This window comes from Pseudomonas sp. HMSC063H08, assembly GCF_001813645.1.
Taxonomy (GTDB): Bacteria; Pseudomonadota; Gammaproteobacteria; order Pseudomonadales; family Pseudomonadaceae; genus Pseudomonas; species Pseudomonas aeruginosa.
In genome coordinates this window covers 1-15,778 of the sequence record NZ_KV813347.1, presented here as the reverse complement: position 1 = coordinate 15,778, position 15,778 = coordinate 1, and the positions used below count along the sequence as shown (strand labels likewise).

The window sequence follows — 15,778 nt, the reverse complement described above, 5'->3', positions numbered from 1 at the left end:
AGCGCCGCGACCTGGCCGGCACCGTTCAGCACAGCGTCACGCTGATCCTGCCATTGCTGGATCTGCGCCTGTGCCTTGCTGAGTGCCTCTTCGTATCGCTGGATGCGCTTCTTGTCGTTCTTCTCGTATGCATCGTCAAGCGCGGACTGGACCCGCACCATGTACTCGGTTTCCCGAGCGATGGCATCTTCCAAGCGGGGTACGTCATCACCGGCGGGACCGTTTACGCGCGCCGCAATCTCCTCCGAGACGAACTTGGTGACGTTGACGACGCCTGCAGCTCCCTTGGCCGCATAACCAATGGCAGTACCCAGGCCCTTGATCAGGAGATTCAGGCCCTCAACAACTGCCGGATCTTTCAGCACATCACGCAGGTCTCGCACCGCTTGGGTGAAGGTGTCGATGAACCCCGACTCGCCAGCCTGGATCTTCAGGTCAGTGAATGCGTTCTGCAGGCGGTTGAGTTCGGCCTGCAGGCCGCCAGCCGCTTGCTGTGAGGCTGGACCATAGGCCTCCTGCAGGGCCTCGCCGAACCGCGGCAGAAACTCGGCCGCCGGAATTAGGCCCTTTTCCAGCCACTCGCTGAGCTGCTTTGTGTTGGTGCCCAGGGCCTTGGCGGCAAGCGAGAACGCGCCGGGAACGCGCTGGCCGAGCTGCAGAACTAGCTCCTGGGTCTGGACCTTGCCCTTGCTGATCATCTGCTCCAGGGCGAGCAGGATGCCATTGGTTTCCTGGCGGGTGAGGTGCAGCGCAGTGGTGGCCGAGGCGACGCCTTCGAAGATCGTGCGCAGGGAACTGCCCAGCTCCGGGGTTTCTTTCGCGGCCGCCACCAGGCGGGAATAGGCTTGGCTGGTGTTGAGCAGCTCCAGGCCAAGCCGTTCGGAGATCTCGCGGACGTACTCCAGCTCCTGCCTCGCCTTCGCCGCCGACCCCGTAGCTGCCTCCATGGTGTACAACGCCTGCTGCCACTGCAGGTTGGTGTTGACGATTTCCTTGGAGAAAGAGGCCAGGCCGTAACCGGCGATGCCGGCGAACAGCAGCCCCTGGACCCGTCGAATTGCAGCTCCCATGCCATTGAGCGCCAGGGTCGAGGCCTTGGCCTCGTTACCCACTCCAGTGAGCACGTCACGCTGGGCCTTGATCCTGTTCAGCGCGCTGGCATAGGCATTGGCCTCAACACGGCCCGCCCGGAAATGCTCGGTCAACTGCCGCTCCTGCTCGGCCAGGCGAGCGAGAGAGCGCTGAGTCGGATCGATGGCACCCAGCAACTTACGTGCGGCCGCATCCTGCTTGGCTGTTTCAGCAGCAGCCTTGGCTGCCGCCTCGGCAGCGCGTTGCTCGGCCGCCGCCTGCTGGACGCGAGCACGCTCGGCATTGTGGTAGGCGTTCATGGCGGTGGACTGCGCTTGAGCGCTATCGCGCCAGGCAGTGTTCCCCGCTCGCACAGCAGCATTGAGGCGCTGCGTACTGGCTGCCGCAGCATCCTGGGCCGATTGTTGTTGCAGCGAGGCCGCCACCATGGCCCTGATGCGAGCCGTCTGCTGATCGGCGGACTCGCCGACGCTGCTCAGCTTACGGCCAGCTTGTTCGGCCTTATCGCCCACCGCTTGCACGGATTCGCTCACCTGGTCGAGAGCAGCTTTGCCCTGGGCGAGATCGGCGCGTAGCCGTAGGGCGAGTTCGAGTTCTTTGTTGGCCATGAGGAGGACTGCGGCAATGGGGGTGCCGCAATCCTCGCGCGCGCGTGAGCCGGGAGCTTTTCGACTGGCCGAAAATCAGGTCAGAAAAGGCCTGCAGGTTCTGCTGATAGATCCCAGGAAAAGATCAGCACTTCCCGCGCTGCCGAACCTTGGCCGCCTCCGACCGTGTAGGTGATGTCGGTCGACTCGATGTGGAAAGAGGCGAAGCACTCCCGGATCTCGGGGTGGTCGTTCAGGCTGATGATGGCCTTGCCCTTGAGTTGGCGGAGCATCACTGCCATCTCCTGGTACTGCTCGAAGCCGAATGGCACGCCATAGCCCTCCGTCTCCCAGTACGGCGGGTCCATATAAAAGAGGGTGTGCTCTCGATCATAGCGCCGGAGGCAGTCCTGCCAGCTGAGGTGCTCGATATAGGTATTGCTCAGCCGCAGGTGAGCCGCCGACAGTGCTTCTTCCAGGCGCAACAGGTTGAGCCCAGGCGGTGAGGTGGTGGCGGTTCCGTAGCTCTGGCCATCGACCCGGCCGCCGAACGCGCTCTGCTGCAGGTAGTAAAAGCGCGCGGCGCGCTGGATGTCGGTCAGCGTTTCCGGCCGGGTCTCCTGCAGCCACTTGAAGACCTGGCGAGAGCTGAGCGCCCATTTGAACTGGCGGACGAACTCTTCCAGATGATGCTGAACGACGCGGTACAGGTTGACCAGGTCGCCGTTGATGTCGTTGAGCACTTCCACATCCGCCGGCACCGGCCGTAGGAAGAACAGTGCCGCCCCACCTGCGAAAGGCTCGACATAGCAGGAGTGGCGTGGGAAAAGCGGGAAGATGCGGTCAGCGAGGCGGCGCTTTCCCCCTATCCAGGGGATGATGGGCTGGGCGGACATGAGGTCTCCGGGCAAGCGCTCGATGGCGCGTTCAGGAGGCTCTCGGCCCTCAGATGGTTAATCGCCCCGCAGCGGGGGCATTTGATCTGCAATTCGTCGTAACGGCCCGCGCGGGCCAGCAGGCGGTGACATCCGCCACATCGCACGTCTTTCACTCTCGGCAACACCTTTTCCAATCTGCTAGGCTCGCCCGTGCTCACGTGAGCGGGAGGGCCTTGGCTGGGCTGGCACTGCGTTGCCTGTTCGGCACCAGGTACTGGAGTTGCCGCTCCAGCACCTGGTGCCCTTCCTTACTTCAGCAGATCCTGCAGCTCTTTCAGATGCCGCTTTGCTTCCTCTCCCCCGGCGAATGCCAGGTTCATGGTGATGAAAGCCTGTTCGCGTTTCTTCAACTGGCGACGCTGTTCGGCTTCATGGAGCAGCAGGATCTGCCGTTCCGTCATTCGACCGAGGGTGGCAGGGGTTCCGTATCCTCCTGCGATGAGGCATGCGTAGACGTCTGCCCAGCGCGGAGGCTTGCCTCGGCGCGATCTGTGGCGATCCGGTCCATCACCTCGCCGACAAAGAAAGGGCCGTTGACGCTCCACCAGAGGTACATCAGATCCTTGCCAGGCCGTGCGCGCAGGCCCTTCTCGATCCATTCCAGCTCGACATCTGCCGCCTGGGCAATGAGCTGCGCGACCAGCGAATGGTGGTCGGCCAGGACGCCGATGATCCGATCCAGCGGCGGCAAGCCTCGATCATTGACCACCATGGCGTGCAGATCGTCGAGGAACGGCTGTATCGTGGCTCGCAGCTTCAGCCCCTCGACAAACCCATACTCGCGCATGGTGACCGTTCGTCCCTGCACCTTCAGCGTTCGTTCGGGATGCAGGATCTGCAGGTCATCCGCCCCCGGATCGGTGGCCGGGGCGGGCTGGATCTTGCGCTCAACCTTCCGCCCCATGTCAGGCGGCCTTCTGCACAATGCGACCGAAACCACCCAGCTTGGCGTCGGCGGCGTTCAGGGTGTCGTACAGCACACTACCCGTGAGCTGGAAATTGCCGTACTCGTCATTGATGAGCGCCAGATCGCTGACCGGGTCGAATTTGCAGCGGTACAGGGTGACGATCACCGGCTCCTGGGTCTCGGTGTTGATACCGTCCAGGAGGATATAGCGCTCCGGCGGTGGTGAGGTGAACATGGTGTAACCGGTGGAGGCCTCGGCGGCATACGCGGCCTTGAACGGCTGAGTCTTGCCGGTGACGTTCAGCAGCTCGATCAAGCCGGCCGTTGGCGACTCGATGCGGTAGTCGGCCCCCAGGACCAGCTCCGCGGGCGTTGTGGCACTGTCGGTGAGGACCACCGAGGAGACGAACTGACCGTCCAGCTTCACGAAGTCGCCGGCTTTCAGATCACCCTCGAGGACTTCACCTGTCACTGTGTCGGCGGCCAACTCGATCTGCGAGGCCCAGATCGCCGCAGCGATGTTCTTCGGCAACCACTCATCGAAGACGATGTTGACGGTGGCGGTCTTACCGCGCTGTAGGCGACCGTACTGCAGGCGGTCGCCTGAGAACGATTCCGTCTTGTTGGAGCTTTCTGTAGCCATTTGCAGGGTCAAGGTCGGTACGTTGCCTGCCCACACCGGACGGCTCAGTTTGCCGGTGGCCAGGCGCTCGCCAGACCAGACCCGGCCCTGGAAGGAAAACAGCGACATGATTTACTCCTTGGCGGCGGTGGCCGCGTCCTGGGTTTCGACCGAGATCTTCTGGTGCTGTACCAGGAAAGCCTTGTCGAGGGTGTTGACGTATATTTCGGCGCCGGCTTGGTACTTCGTACCGGCGTGCGTGTGACGAGCGGTGAGTTTCACCTTCTCTTCCTTCGGCGCGGGGGAAGCGGTGGCGTCCTGTTTCTTGGCGGGGGTGCTCATGAGGTTCTCCCGATGGCATGTTGGGTCTGATAGAGGTCAGTCCAGATCAAGACAGAGGCGTCGTAATCCACCACCTGCCCCTGGACGAGTTGGCAGTCGCGAGCGCCTGCCAGGCCGGGCGGTGTCCAGCCGATCAGGGCCTTGCGTACGTCGCCGAGTACGGGGCGCAGATCATCCGCTGCAGTGACGCCTTTGTTGTCGCGGTAGTTGCGAACCGCGACGGTGATGGCGAAGTGCACGGTTGCCATCTGCCGGGTCGCGCCACCGGCGTGGCCGGCGGGCTTGGGTAAGGGAGTCTCCTTGGCCAGCAGCACATAGGCTGCTGGCGTGCGGAAATCTCGCAGTTGGGTGATCGTGCCAAGTTCGGCGGCGCCGCCCACGTGCTTGAGCACCTTGACCTGATCACGCAAGCGCTCGATCACCAGGTTGTGATCGAAAGGTGCGCAGAGCCCGTCAGCCATCTCAGTAGTCCTTCAGGGTGTCGTGGCTGAAGGTGCGAGCGGGCGCCAGTACCTGCGGAACCCCACCGCCTGGCGGGGTCAGGGGGTCATCCGGCCCGAGGCTGAACTTGCCCTCGGCGATGAGCTGCAGGAATTTCAGGGCGTCGCGATAGTCCCGCACGATGGGGTCTTTCTCTGCGCCTGGCCCCAAGCGGTCCTGGTGCAACAGGTAGCGAGCGATGGCCCTGGTCCACCCGGTGACAACCCCGTAACGCTTGGCCAGTGGCAGACTGTAGCCCCGGCGCTGGAGGAAGCCGTCGATGTAGCCTTGGGCATCGCTGACCGCGCTGTTGATCACCTCCACCGTGGCATGGCCGACTTCGATCTCTTCTGGCGTCCAGCGATCTACCGGCAATCCACGCAGCAAGGCATCGAGCAGCTCGCTGTCGACCGCTTGGAGAGGCCGAGGTGTAGCCGCTTGCGACAACTCCTCGGCACCAGGACGTTCGGCCAGCTCCGGCAGCGTGATGTACACGGCCACTACGGCCGCTCCCGCTCGATTGCGCCCAACGGCAGCAACTGAGCAGCCTGGGTGCTATCCAGGTAGATCGGATCACCATGGGTGTACGTCTCCCCGTCATGATCCAGACGCTCGCGCTGCACGATCCAGCGGTCCTTGAGGCCGGCGGCCCAGTCCACCCCGATAGTCCGGCCCAACTCGCCGCCGCGCGAGTGAATCGCCAGTTCGTAGCAGGCTGCAGCCAGCGCTTCGAGATCCTCCTGGACCAGATTTTCCAGATAGGCCAGCGAACCGTCGCTGAGCAGCACCTGGTAGCGCCCGGCCTCGTCGGCGATCCGCAAAGGCGATTCCGCCGCTTCGGGATTGACCACCCCATCTTCATCGCCGGCCGGCACGACCACCTTCTGCGCCTGAATGGCAGCGACGAGCTGCTCGACCGGCAGCGTGGCGGCGTCCTGGATCTCCAGGTCGGTACCGATCTGCCGCAGTTCCGCTTCCGGCAGTTCGGCGCGTGGAACAACAGTGCCGTCCTGGTGTTGAACGCCGGCCAGTTGGCCGTCGATCAGGCTCTCCTCCGCCGGCGGCTGTGCGCCGGTAGTGGTTGGTGCGGCAGGTGCAGCCGCTTTGTCCTTGTCGTTACTGGATTTGCGGGCCATGAACACAGACTCCGAGGGGCGGCCAGAGCGGCCGCCCAGTTGAGGATTAAGCCGCGACGGCGTTCTCGAAGAAGAAGCCGAGGTCCGGTGCGGTGACCAGTTCCTTGACCGACTCACCGACACGGACGCGCTGGCCACCGCGCAGACCGATGTTCGGATCGGCGATCGAACCGGACACGCGATCACCCCACTGGGCGGTCAGGCCGAAGGTGGTGCCGTTGCGGGTGTCGGCCAGGCGATCGCGGTAGATGAAAGACGCGTGCGGCCCCCAGGCGCGAATCAGGTTCGGGTTCTGCCCCGGCCGAGCGATGTTCAGCCGCGCTTCGCCGATGTAGATCGCGTCCAGTTCCAGCAGCTCCTGCAGGAAGGCCATCGGCACCATGCCCTCGTCGCCGAGGGAGCCGTTATATGCCTTCACGATCTTCGGGTGACGGCGCAGGATGGTGGCGGTGCGACGGCCCAGCACGCCGATGTTCGGGCGCAGGATGACGCCATCCAGCGCATCGGTGATCACCGGCAGCGGGTTGCTGGTTGGATCACTCCACTGATCTGCACCGGACAGAGTGGTCTTGTTGCCCGCGGCGTAGCTATTGGGGCTGAAGACCAGCTTGGAGGTCCGGGCCTCGCGATCGAGCAGGATCAGGTTGGTGGTCTGCTCGGTGGCATGGCCGAGGGGGTTGTAGTTCGTCGGTGCGTTGTCGATATCCGCCTGCGGCACCGGGGCGTCCAGGCCGTGGTCCTCGGTGCTGCCAGTTTCGTCGGTGGCACTGAACTCCACCTCGTTCGGCTTGGACTTACGGCCGACCAGGGTTTCCGGGACGGTGAAGCCCTGGGCGAGGTCGTACTTCCAGAACTTGAATTCCTGCTTGCCGACCGGTACGCGCGGCAGAACCTCGTCTGCGATCATCCGGCCATTGCGGTAGGCGATGGCGATCGCCGTCAGTTCGGGATCGATGGGAAATGGTGCATTGCTCATGGGGTTGCTCCTGCGGCTACCGGCAGAATGGCCGGGGCGATGTAGACGGAACCGATATCACCCGCGACGCCGCTGAGTTCAGCGAAGCCGATGATGTAAGTGGTGGCGGCCGGCGGCAGCGTCGCGGCAACCGCTCGCCCCTGGGCGTCGGCCGTCAGCGCATCACCGCGGGTGACGTTGCCGCCGTACTCGACCGGCGCCAGGTCGGAGCGGATGACGTCGAAGACCGCGTCGGGAGTGGCGGGAATCTCGGTGCTGATGCCAATCAGCAGCGCAGTGCTACCGGCAGCCTGAGCAGCCAGGCCGTCCGAGCTGCCATGGATCACGATACGGCGGGCGGCGATGGCGCCGCTGGCACGTTTGGCGGTGATGAGTCCGGGAATGTTCATGGCCTACTTGGCTCCCTTGGTGATGTGGGTAACGGCCTCGGTCGTGCTGATATGGCGTCCAGCCTGCCGCTGTTCTTCCTGATAGCTCTGCGCTCGCGCTGCAATGGCGTGAGCACTGCCGAAGCTCAGGTCGCCGCCGTCACCGGATTTCTCGGAAAAGTCCACCTGCCTGGGCAGTTCGGCCAGCAAGCTGCGCAGCACCTCGGCCGCCGGCTTGGTGACCTGGCCGTCGCCCTCGGCGAACTCCAGGGGGGTTTCGGCAGGCAGACTCACCAGCAGCTCGATCACCGGAGCCTTCTGGCGCGGCAACAGTCGGCCGGCCTTGACCAGGCCTTCGGCGAACTCGGTGACCTCGTTGCGATGTTCCTGGGCTTTTTGCTGGGCCACCTGTGCTTCGCGGGTGGCCAGCAGTTGCTCGCGCTCGTCGAGCTGGCGTTGGCGCTCCTGGAGCGCAGCTTCGTCAGGCATGGTCGTGTCCTGCTGTGATGGGTGAGAGGTCCGGTCAGCCTCTGCCGCTGACGCGGAAGCACCGTCGGATGGGGTGACGGTGCCCTGCGGCTCTTCCGCAGCGGCGGCAGAGGCTGCTGCGGCGTCGACGCCTTCTATTGCGGGTGCGGGTTCGGAGAACGACGCCTGGGCACTGGCGCCGTGGGTGGCTGCACGCCGCGCGTCCTCCTCGATCGAAGACAACTGCCATTGTGGGATGAGCTGGTCGGCCCGTTCGGCGCCTTCGCGCTCGACGAAGAAGTCACGCAGGCGGCGCAGGATCTCGGTCAGAGCCGTCACCGCGTAGGGCGCTTCCGCGAACTCGATGGCCAGGGCGCCGTCATCCTCGGCGAAGTTCAAGGGAGCATCGGGAATGCCTTTGATGGCCGGCGGCACGGCACCGAGGAAGCCGATATGGCGCAAGTAGTGCTTGCCCGGAACCGGGTTGCCTGGTGAGTCCGGTAGGTACACCGAAGCGCTGCGCTTCTTGTACATCTTGCGGTTCGCGGCTTCTGCGAACTCGGGGACTACCTGGTGCGGCTCGGCATAGAGCATGCCCTCGCGCACCTCCAGGCCCTTCGCCCAGCCGTAGGCCGGTGCATTGAGCTTGGGGTGACCGATGACGAGAGGGGCCTCGCTGAGCGCCGGATCGTAGGTCGCGGCGATCTCCTGCAGGATGGCCTCGGTGAACTCCACCGGGCGACCATCGAGAGCGACGTGCCGGCCGGCGGGGAGGATTGGCAGAGTGGCGGTTGGCTTTTTCATGCCGCCCAGAGTGAGGCGGCGTGAGTGCAGGGGCTTTTCGGCGGACCGAAAATTGGTGACTGGGGTGTCTGAGGCTGTTTTCTACGAAAGCACGCGACATCGATCCCTGGCAAGCCCGATGAGCGTGTTTATAAACGGCCTAGGCGCTTCGAGAGGCGTCGATACGGGTTGTCGGCGCGCCACGGTAGCACTAAACCAGCGTTCGCGCGTGTAGGGCCTTTCAGGCGCGTTCGCGGAGCGCGCGCTGCAGATAGCGCTCTACCCGCTGCAGAATGGTGTCGTCGTCTTGGCTAGAAGTCCCAAGCCATGGCCGAGCCGGCATCTGGATTGTGTAGGGGCCGATCTGCACGTCCTGAGCGAAATTGCTGCGCCTTCTGGGCACGAACTCCCGGCCGACCTCGCCTGTCCGTTCATTCTGCCTGAAGTACACGGTGCTGCTGCGTGCCTGGCGCTGGATTGTCCCCCCGAAATGATGAATGGCTGCGTAGGGACGATCGCTACCAAACAGTAGCTCGCTGCCGTCCAGCTGGTAGCGCAGCAGGTTGCGCAGGTGGCCGTCGAGCGTGAGGATCTTGTCCCGGTTCTTTCGCTTGCGCCGCAGGTAGGCCGGCGACAAGGGCTGCCAAGGCGTGCCGTCAGGCGATACCTGGGCCTGGAATCGACGGCGATGGATGTTGAGCAACAGCTCCCCGATATCCTGCAGAAGCCCGCTCGGATCTCCCAGCGCTGCGCTGCCCGCGTTGAGCACGTCCAGTGCTCGCCGTCCGTCCCATTCGAGGGTGATGCCTGCCATGCTGCCTCCGATCGGTTATAGTGAGTTGACGTTGTGGGTGCCTTGGCGGCCGGGAAATCGCCAGTTCCGGCTCGGGGGCCTACTCGGCGCCTGTACGGTGGAGGTGGCGTCCACCCTGGGCACTCACAGCGCTCCCTCCAGCACCACCAGTTTCCCTGCCTTGACGTCCTTTGCCACGTCCGCCCAGTCGATCAGCGATCCAGATCGGACGGAATTGGTCGCCTCGCCCCCTTTGAGCTGGAAGTTCACCAGCACCGCAATCTTTCCTGCTTCCCGACGCTGTGCAGCAAACGCGTAGATCAGGGTGTTGGACTTGGCGTCGAGCAGCACGGCCTGCGGCTGGGCGAGGATCTGCGGCAGGGTCGCTAGCTCAGCCAATGACAACGCCTTGGGCAGTCCTGCCGCGGTTGTCGCCATGGCTTTCGCGTCGCGCAGCACATGCAGGATATCGCTGTCGCCCACGCTGATGACCGCCGTGCTGGCTTCCACGCCAGCTGCGCTCATGCCCTCAACGGTCTGCGGTGAAAGCGTGCCGACGTGGACCCGGCGGCCACGACGGACCGGGTCATTGGCGACGCTATCGAGCCAGCGCTCCCAGTCGGTTTGAATGGCGGTGGCCACCGAGCGGTTCTGCAGAAGTTGCTGGTTGAGTTTCGCAGCCGGTTCGGGTGGCAGCGGCGTGGTCTTCTGCAGCGCGCCCTGGACCAACTGTTCGAAGTTGCTCCGTCCTGGCGCGTAGTCCCAGCCAGGGTCGATACCTTCAGGAACCTCGACAACCTCGCCGCGGTAGGTCAGCCGACGCATCCGGCCGCTCGGAGGCTCGTCCGGGCCGTCCTTGCCCAGCGATGCCAGCTCGTCCTCCGCGTAGGCGCTGACTGAGCACTGACATCCCCAGCCGTTGGGTGGATAGTGCGTTCGCCACCAGGGATTGTCGGCATGGATCACCAGGCCGTCCCAGGCCAGGTGCAGTTCGCGGGGGTGTTCGACGGCATCGCTGTGGTTGTACATCCAGAACGGTCGCTCGCCCTTGACCGCTTGCAGCTGTGCATAGCGTCCAGCGGCATAGCTGGTGCGCAGGTTCGTCTCGTAGATCACTCGCGCCCGCCAGGCTCGGCCACCCTCCGGCTCCCATTCGTAGTGGTCCAGGACCGCGTCGTAGTCCTTGCGGAACTCCGCCAGGGTCATGCCGTCACGGATGGCCTGATCGATGATGGCTTGCAGATCCGCCACCAGGTCGGCGCGATTTGCCCCGGCGCTGACGAAGGACTGGTCGTTAGCCGCGCCACGGATCGCGTTGTAGTCGATCGACGGATGCTTGGCCTGGAAGAAGCGGATCTGCTCCTGGAAGGAGAGTCCGCCGTATGCGGCGCGGGTGGCCATCAGATCTGCTCCCGTCCATCTAGCTCTTCCTGGACGTCATTACGTCCGGCCAGGTGAGCTGCCTCCAGCCCCTCGGCCATGGCCTGGGCGTATTGATCAAGACTGAGCTGGGGAGCTAGATCGAGCAGGCGCTCGCGCAGATCTTCCAGGCTGCTTGCCTGCTCGATGAGCGTGCGCAGTTGGGTCGTCCAGTTGCCGACGACAGGCTGCATCGCTTCGGCCAGCTGCGGCGCCATCGCCGCTGCTGGGTCGGACGGCTGATCGCCCTCGGCGAACTCGGTGGAAGGCGTCGGCGCCGTGGCCTCGGCCTGGGTGGACTCAGAGCCGTCCTGAACTTCGACCCCATAGGTCTCTTGTACGTAGCCGCGGGTCGGCCTGAAGCCTGACATGCGGAACACCTTTTCATCCCGCTCGGCCTTGGCGGTGATGTCTTCTGGCTCCTCGATCACGCGATACACCCGTGGCGGCTGCGCGCCGGGGAAGTTCCACTCGGTCAGCCAACGGGCCGGGCCGAGGTTGAACGACTCGCAGATTAGATCCGCGTCGGCCTTCACCAGGTCAAGGCGAACATCGGCCTGCAGATCATCGTTGCCCAGACGGCCGGGGGTGCCCTGGGTACTCGCCACCTGGCCGAGCCCGACCTTGGCGATGGTTGCGTCCATCGTGTCATGCAAGGTCTTGTAGTCGGCGGTCCCGGAGCGCCCGGCTTCCAGCAGCTCCGCCTGCATGCCGGCGGGCATGATGATCGCCGAGTCGGTCTGGATGGCATGCAGGGCCGCCAGTAGCTTGGCCTTGTCCTCGGGGGTGGCGGTCTTGTCGTCATAGCGGCCGACCGCCGTGGGCATACCGAACTTGTCCAGGAAGATCAGCCAGAACTTGATGCCGTTGCGCTTGAAGAACACCGGCCAGTACAGCCAATGAGCCAGGCCCAGCCCATAGGGCTCATCGTCGTTGTCGGCGCCGGTCGAGAAATGCCAGAAGTAAGGTGCAGGGCACGGCTCCCCCTCGAACATGTTGTTGGGGGTGAGCAGGCGCAGGCCGCCGTCCTGGTCGTAGCGGAAGCGCCGGCGATTGCGGACCTTGATCGCTTCCAGGGTGATGTAGCGGTCGTCGCGGCCGTAGATCAGCTCGGATACCGCGTAACCGTAGAACACGCCGAACAGCATCTTGCTGGTGACGCGGTCCCAGCCCACACGCTGCAGCTGCTGCTCCAGGTGCTCCGCCGCAACCTGGTCGATCGGGCGATCACCGCCGGCTTCCACCTTCCACTCGCGACTGACCACGGCCAACTGCCGCTGGCCCCAGACGGTTTTCACCTGAGCATCGCTGAGGATCTCCTCGTACACCCGCAGGTCGTTGCCGCCACGGCGCTGCAGGATCGAATCGTTGGGCACCTGCAGGCCAGAGATAAAGGGTCGAGTGATGTCGCGGCCGTCGCCACTGGTGGCGATCTCCCGGCCAAGGGCGGGCTTTTCCATCAATAGCCTCCAAAGTCGTTATTACCGCGCACCGCGCCGAAGCCGTGCGGCACGATGATTCCCCCCGGAGTGGAGACGTAGTCATTGAGCTGCGTCCGTGTGCCGGCGGACTGGTAGTCGATGGGCATGTCGACCAGGCCGGAAGCAGCATGGATCGCCAGACCCAGCGCCCAGAACTCGTCGGCATGGCCGTCAGGAGTGCGCTCCGCAGTGAAGCGGATGTTGCCCGCAACCGTCGTCTGCTTGGTGACCTCGCGCAAGGCGGCGCGGATCTTCGGGTCATAGGGGATACGGACCTTGTGGTCCTCCATGGCGCCGCGGATTGGGTAGGCCAGAGCCTCCTTTACTCGCGGGGTGAAGGTCACAGCTTCGACACGATGCTCGCCGAACTGGTCCTGAGCGTCGTCCGCCCAGCCGATACCCAGGCCGGTGGCGTCGATGCAGATGCGCTCACAGCGCTGGAACCAGGGCCAGAGGATCGCTTCCTGGGCGGACTTGCGCATGTTCTGCAGACGCTCGACGTGGCGCGTATAGAGCACATCGCCGAGCAGCTCCAAGATCCACAGGACGGTCAGGTCTTTCTTACGCCCAATGTCGACGCCTGCGAACAGTCGGCCGCCCTCGGTCTGCTGCCAGTTAGCGGTCTGCGGGTATTCCGCGGAGGCAATCAGGTCGTACTCCAGGAAGGCCACGTCGTCGTCGGCCGGATTGCACATGTACTCCTGCTGGAAAGACTCCTCGTCAGCACAGCCCGCCCGGATGAAGTCGAAGTACTGCGCCTCATCCATGCCCTGGATCTCATCGTCGGCCGGCAGCATCTGCTGCAGCTTGAAGAGGAACCCCTGGTTGAGGGCATCCTGCAGGGTGACCGTGTGCAGGCTGATATTCTTCGGATTGCCGCCCTCTACGATCTCGCGCACCAGCTGGTTGAAGAAGTTCTGACTGCCCCGGTGGGTGGAGATGATCTCCATAGCGCCACCCCAGGTGATGCCCGGATAGGCAATCGACCATAGCTTGCGGGGATCGGGGTGCAGGGCAAACTCGTCCAGGATGCGTCCGCCGCGCTTGCCGGCCTGCGCGTCCGGGTTGCTGGACATACTGTGGATACGGCGGCCATTGGCGAACTCCAGGACGTAGGCCGAGATCTTGTTCTTCACGTCAATGACGATCTCGCCCAGATCCTTTGCGGCCTGGTTCATGATCCCCGCCCACATCTTGCAGTCTTCAAGGAACAGGCGCGCCTGCAGGTCATCACGGCTGCTCACCCATTGATCCACTCGCGCGGACTCGGCAGCAGTGCGCTCACCGGCAGCATAGGCGGTGGACCAGGACAGGCCGATCTGCCGGGACTTCTGCATGAGCTTCAGGCGGCTCGGATCGGTGATCCATCTGCTCTGGTACGGCAGGAAAATCGCATCGGGGTTGGCCGGGATGACCTTGGCATTGCCTTTGCGCTTCATCAGTTGATCCCCAGCGCTTCCCGGATCGCTTGCTTGGTCGCCTCGGTCACTCCGCCCTTGCTGGGCATCGCATCCAGCTTGGCCTTCTGCTCAGCGAGCAGCGCCTGGCGCGCACGTTCCTCGGCCTCTGCCTGGAACTTCTTCAGCGTGACGCTGGAGCGCGTCAGCGTCGCGATGTTCTTTGCCGCTGACGCCAGCAGTCCGACACGATCGGCCGGGTCCATCTCTTCATCACCAGCCTCCTGTAGGGAGATGATCGACTCGAACAGCTCGGACTGGATCATCGCCGTCAGCGCCTCGCTGCGTGCGTCCAGGTCGTCGCCGGCCTGGGCACGGATCAGCTTGGCCGCCTCGGTGCTGGCACGAATTGCCGCCAGGCGGCGCTCCAGCTTCTGGCCGTATCGATGCACAGCCGCACGGCTGGGCAGCTCGCCGGCCTCGGCCCGGGTCGGGAACTGCGCCTGCAGGTCCGCGATCAGCTCGTCCAGGGTCATCCGGCCATCGGCCAGGCGCCCCTCGATGTAGGCCCGGACCTGGTCCGGTAACCGGGAGATCGATGATTTCCGCCCCATGGTCGTCACCAGTACTTCTTGGGACGAGCGATGCCGGGTTCGCAGTCGATGGTGTACTCGGCGACGTCAGTGCCGTACCGGGTTAAATCGGCGAACCATTTGCCGGATGGTTCCTTGACCAAGGTCACCAGGTCACGGTCGGCCAAGTAGTCCAGCTCGCGGCGGATCTCCAGCGGTGTGGCGTCGGGGTACTCGCTCTGTGCGACCGAGAGGACCGGCCCCTCGTAGGCGCCCACCGGCCGAGCATTGTTCAGGGTCAGCAGAATCAGCCAGCGCAGGGCTTCGCGCCGGGTCTTGGCCAGGTCAATTTGCATTTTTTGCTCCCATCAGACTGCGCAGCTGCGCGTTTTCCAGCTTCACGGCCAAACCGTCGAGCTTCGCCTCGATCACGCTCTGGCCGCGGATATAGTCCTCGCGGCGGACGTACTGGATCGGCAGCTCCGCCTTCAGGCTCATCAGTTCTCGTTCAACGCGCTGCCACTGGTTGGTTTCTTCCCTCGCGGCCTGCTCGATGGCGTCCAGCCGGTAGGAGAGCTGTTCATGGTTCGCCAGGCGTGCCTGGTCTTGGCTTGCGAATCGCGAATCCAGGCTTTTCTGGATCTGGTTGAGCAGCAGCTTGCCGCCGCCCGCGCAGGCACCGAGGAAGGTCAGCAGCAGAGTGATCAACTGCCACAGTTCCAGCTCGACCTTCATTCCCTATTCCCCTTGTTCCAGTAGTGCGTTGAGCTGAGCAAGATTGCGAAGAGACCAGGCCCCGTAGTCCTGGGCAAAGGCCAGGATGTCCGCCGGAGTGACGCCGCTTTCCAGTAGCTCGGCGTCAGAACCGGCGGCGGGCCAGGTCGCTGTTTGAGCGCCGGCGGAATCGGCGCGTGCTCCTGCGGCGGGCAAACCGGCGCCGAGGGCGGTGTTGAAGTCGCGCACCCAGCCGCGAGTGAAGACACAGCGAGGGATAGCAATAGGCGCAGCACCAGGTGCCGCTCGGTAGGCGGTCGATACATGTGCGATTCGCTCCTGGAGTTGGTGTCGGGTGTCGGTCAGTTGCTGCTGTACCTGCAGCAGTTGCTCCTCGGCCTGGTTGGCGCGCGCGACCTGCTGCTTGTACTGGACCAGGGCGTCCTGAAGGGCCTGGGCGCGTTCGTTGGTGTGCTGCAGCTGCAGGTTGAGCAGCGCAGCGTCACCCTCGGCCCGGCCGGTGGCGTACCCACGGTCGTAGCTTGCGGAGCCGTGGATCACTACGGCTGCGCCGCACAGCACCGCGCTCAGCACGAGCCAGAACGTACTGGTGCGTAGGAGGCTAAGGACGGCCATGATTTCTCCGCTTGTACTTACGAGCCTTACGTTTCGCCCGAGCCACACCGGACTTACCATGCCGCTC

The 15,778-nt window shown here is 64.2% G+C and carries 21 protein-coding genes; all 21 read right to left on the bottom strand.

All coding sequences use genetic code 11. The annotated features are described in order from the left end of the window. On the bottom strand, positions 1–1,700 hold a 1,700-nt coding region (locus tag HMPREF2924_RS03750), incomplete at its 3' end, for a tape measure protein (RefSeq protein ID WP_141765520.1). An 80-nt stretch (positions 1,701–1,780) separates the two neighbouring features. Continuing rightward, positions 1,781–2,575 carry a DNA adenine methylase gene (locus HMPREF2924_RS03745; RefSeq protein WP_021204938.1) on the bottom strand — a complete coding sequence of 265 codons (795 nt, stop codon included), beginning with the start codon at positions 2,573–2,575 and terminating at the stop codon, positions 1,781–1,783. Next, the gene (locus HMPREF2924_RS33845) at positions 2,545–2,721 is read right to left on the bottom strand and encodes a Com family DNA-binding transcriptional regulator (protein ID WP_369810413.1); all 177 of its coding nucleotides are present in this window, start codon (positions 2,719–2,721) and stop codon (positions 2,545–2,547) included. Before HMPREF2924_RS33845 ends, HMPREF2924_RS03745 begins: the two co-directional genes overlap by 31 nt. Before the next feature lie 144 nt (positions 2,722–2,865). Further along, the gene (locus HMPREF2924_RS35780; protein ID WP_162836349.1) at positions 2,866–3,018 is read right to left on the bottom strand and encodes a hypothetical protein; all 153 of its coding nucleotides are present in this window, start codon (positions 3,016–3,018) and stop codon (positions 2,866–2,868) included. After that, the gene (locus HMPREF2924_RS03740; RefSeq protein WP_033940220.1) at positions 3,015–3,521 is read right to left on the bottom strand and encodes a DUF6631 family protein; all 507 of its coding nucleotides are present in this window, start codon (positions 3,519–3,521) and stop codon (positions 3,015–3,017) included. The genes HMPREF2924_RS35780 and HMPREF2924_RS03740 overlap by 4 nt, the downstream gene beginning before the upstream one ends. A 1-nt stretch (position 3,522) precedes the next feature. Beyond that, positions 3,523–4,275 carry a phage tail tube protein gene (locus HMPREF2924_RS03735; RefSeq protein ID WP_033940218.1) on the bottom strand — a complete coding sequence of 251 codons (753 nt, stop codon included), beginning with the start codon at positions 4,273–4,275 and terminating at the stop codon, positions 3,523–3,525. 3 nt (positions 4,276–4,278) lie between these two features. After that, positions 4,279–4,488, bottom strand: a complete 210-nt coding sequence (locus HMPREF2924_RS03730; protein ID WP_033940216.1) for a DUF7210 family protein — start codon at positions 4,486–4,488, stop codon at positions 4,279–4,281. Then, the gene (locus HMPREF2924_RS03725; protein ID WP_033940214.1) at positions 4,485–4,949 is read right to left on the bottom strand and encodes a phage tail terminator protein; all 465 of its coding nucleotides are present in this window, start codon (positions 4,947–4,949) and stop codon (positions 4,485–4,487) included. Before HMPREF2924_RS03725 ends, HMPREF2924_RS03730 begins: the two co-directional genes overlap by 4 nt. Before the next feature lies 1 nt (position 4,950). Continuing rightward, entirely contained in the window at positions 4,951–5,469 is a 519-nt protein-coding gene (locus HMPREF2924_RS03720) for a gp436 family protein (protein ID WP_015975393.1), read from the bottom strand. Further along, positions 5,469–6,104, bottom strand: a complete 636-nt coding sequence (locus HMPREF2924_RS03715) for a hypothetical protein (RefSeq protein ID WP_033940213.1) — start codon at positions 6,102–6,104, stop codon at positions 5,469–5,471. Before HMPREF2924_RS03715 ends, HMPREF2924_RS03720 begins: the two co-directional genes overlap by 1 nt. Before the next feature lie 46 nt (positions 6,105–6,150). Continuing rightward, positions 6,151–7,080, bottom strand: a complete 930-nt coding sequence (locus HMPREF2924_RS03710) for a hypothetical protein (RefSeq protein ID WP_033940210.1) — start codon at positions 7,078–7,080, stop codon at positions 6,151–6,153. Beyond that, entirely contained in the window at positions 7,077–7,469 is a 393-nt protein-coding gene (locus HMPREF2924_RS03705; RefSeq protein WP_033866812.1) for a hypothetical protein, read from the bottom strand. Before HMPREF2924_RS03705 ends, HMPREF2924_RS03710 begins: the two co-directional genes overlap by 4 nt. A 3-nt stretch (positions 7,470–7,472) precedes the next feature. Beyond that, on the bottom strand, positions 7,473–8,651 hold the full coding sequence (locus tag HMPREF2924_RS03700) for a peptidase (protein WP_083325373.1): 1,179 nt from the start codon (positions 8,649–8,651) through the stop codon (positions 7,473–7,475). Between the two features lie 289 nt (positions 8,652–8,940). Then, positions 8,941–9,513, bottom strand: a complete 573-nt coding sequence (locus tag HMPREF2924_RS03695; protein WP_015975387.1) for a phage virion morphogenesis protein — start codon at positions 9,511–9,513, stop codon at positions 8,941–8,943. A 123-nt stretch (positions 9,514–9,636) separates the two neighbouring features. After that, positions 9,637–10,893, bottom strand: coding sequence for a phage head morphogenesis protein (locus HMPREF2924_RS03690; protein WP_023089300.1), 1,257 nt, complete (start codon positions 10,891–10,893; stop codon positions 9,637–9,639). Next, positions 10,893–12,371 carry a DUF935 domain-containing protein gene (locus HMPREF2924_RS03685; RefSeq protein ID WP_033940206.1) on the bottom strand — a complete coding sequence of 493 codons (1,479 nt, stop codon included), beginning with the start codon at positions 12,369–12,371 and terminating at the stop codon, positions 10,893–10,895. The genes HMPREF2924_RS03690 and HMPREF2924_RS03685 overlap by 1 nt, the downstream gene beginning before the upstream one ends. Then, entirely contained in the window at positions 12,371–13,831 is a 1,461-nt protein-coding gene (locus HMPREF2924_RS03680) for a phage terminase large subunit family protein (protein WP_033940204.1), read from the bottom strand. Before HMPREF2924_RS03680 ends, HMPREF2924_RS03685 begins: the two co-directional genes overlap by 1 nt. Continuing rightward, on the bottom strand, positions 13,831–14,403 hold the full coding sequence (locus tag HMPREF2924_RS03675; protein ID WP_033940215.1) for a phage protein Gp27 family protein: 573 nt from the start codon (positions 14,401–14,403) through the stop codon (positions 13,831–13,833). Before HMPREF2924_RS03675 ends, HMPREF2924_RS03680 begins: the two co-directional genes overlap by 1 nt. Positions 14,404–14,408: 5 nt before the next feature. Further along, positions 14,409–14,717 (bottom strand): hypothetical protein, encoded by a 309-nt coding sequence (locus HMPREF2924_RS03670; protein ID WP_015975381.1) that lies wholly within the window; start codon positions 14,715–14,717, stop codon positions 14,409–14,411. Then, positions 14,707–15,096 (bottom strand): hypothetical protein, encoded by a 390-nt coding sequence (locus tag HMPREF2924_RS03665; protein ID WP_015975380.1) that lies wholly within the window; start codon positions 15,094–15,096, stop codon positions 14,707–14,709. Before HMPREF2924_RS03665 ends, HMPREF2924_RS03670 begins: the two co-directional genes overlap by 11 nt. A 3-nt stretch (positions 15,097–15,099) precedes the next feature. Next, a complete protein-coding gene (locus tag HMPREF2924_RS03660; protein WP_033940196.1) occupies positions 15,100–15,711 on the bottom strand; it encodes a hypothetical protein in 612 nt (203 codons plus the stop codon). Positions 15,712–15,778 lie beyond the last annotated feature (67 nt).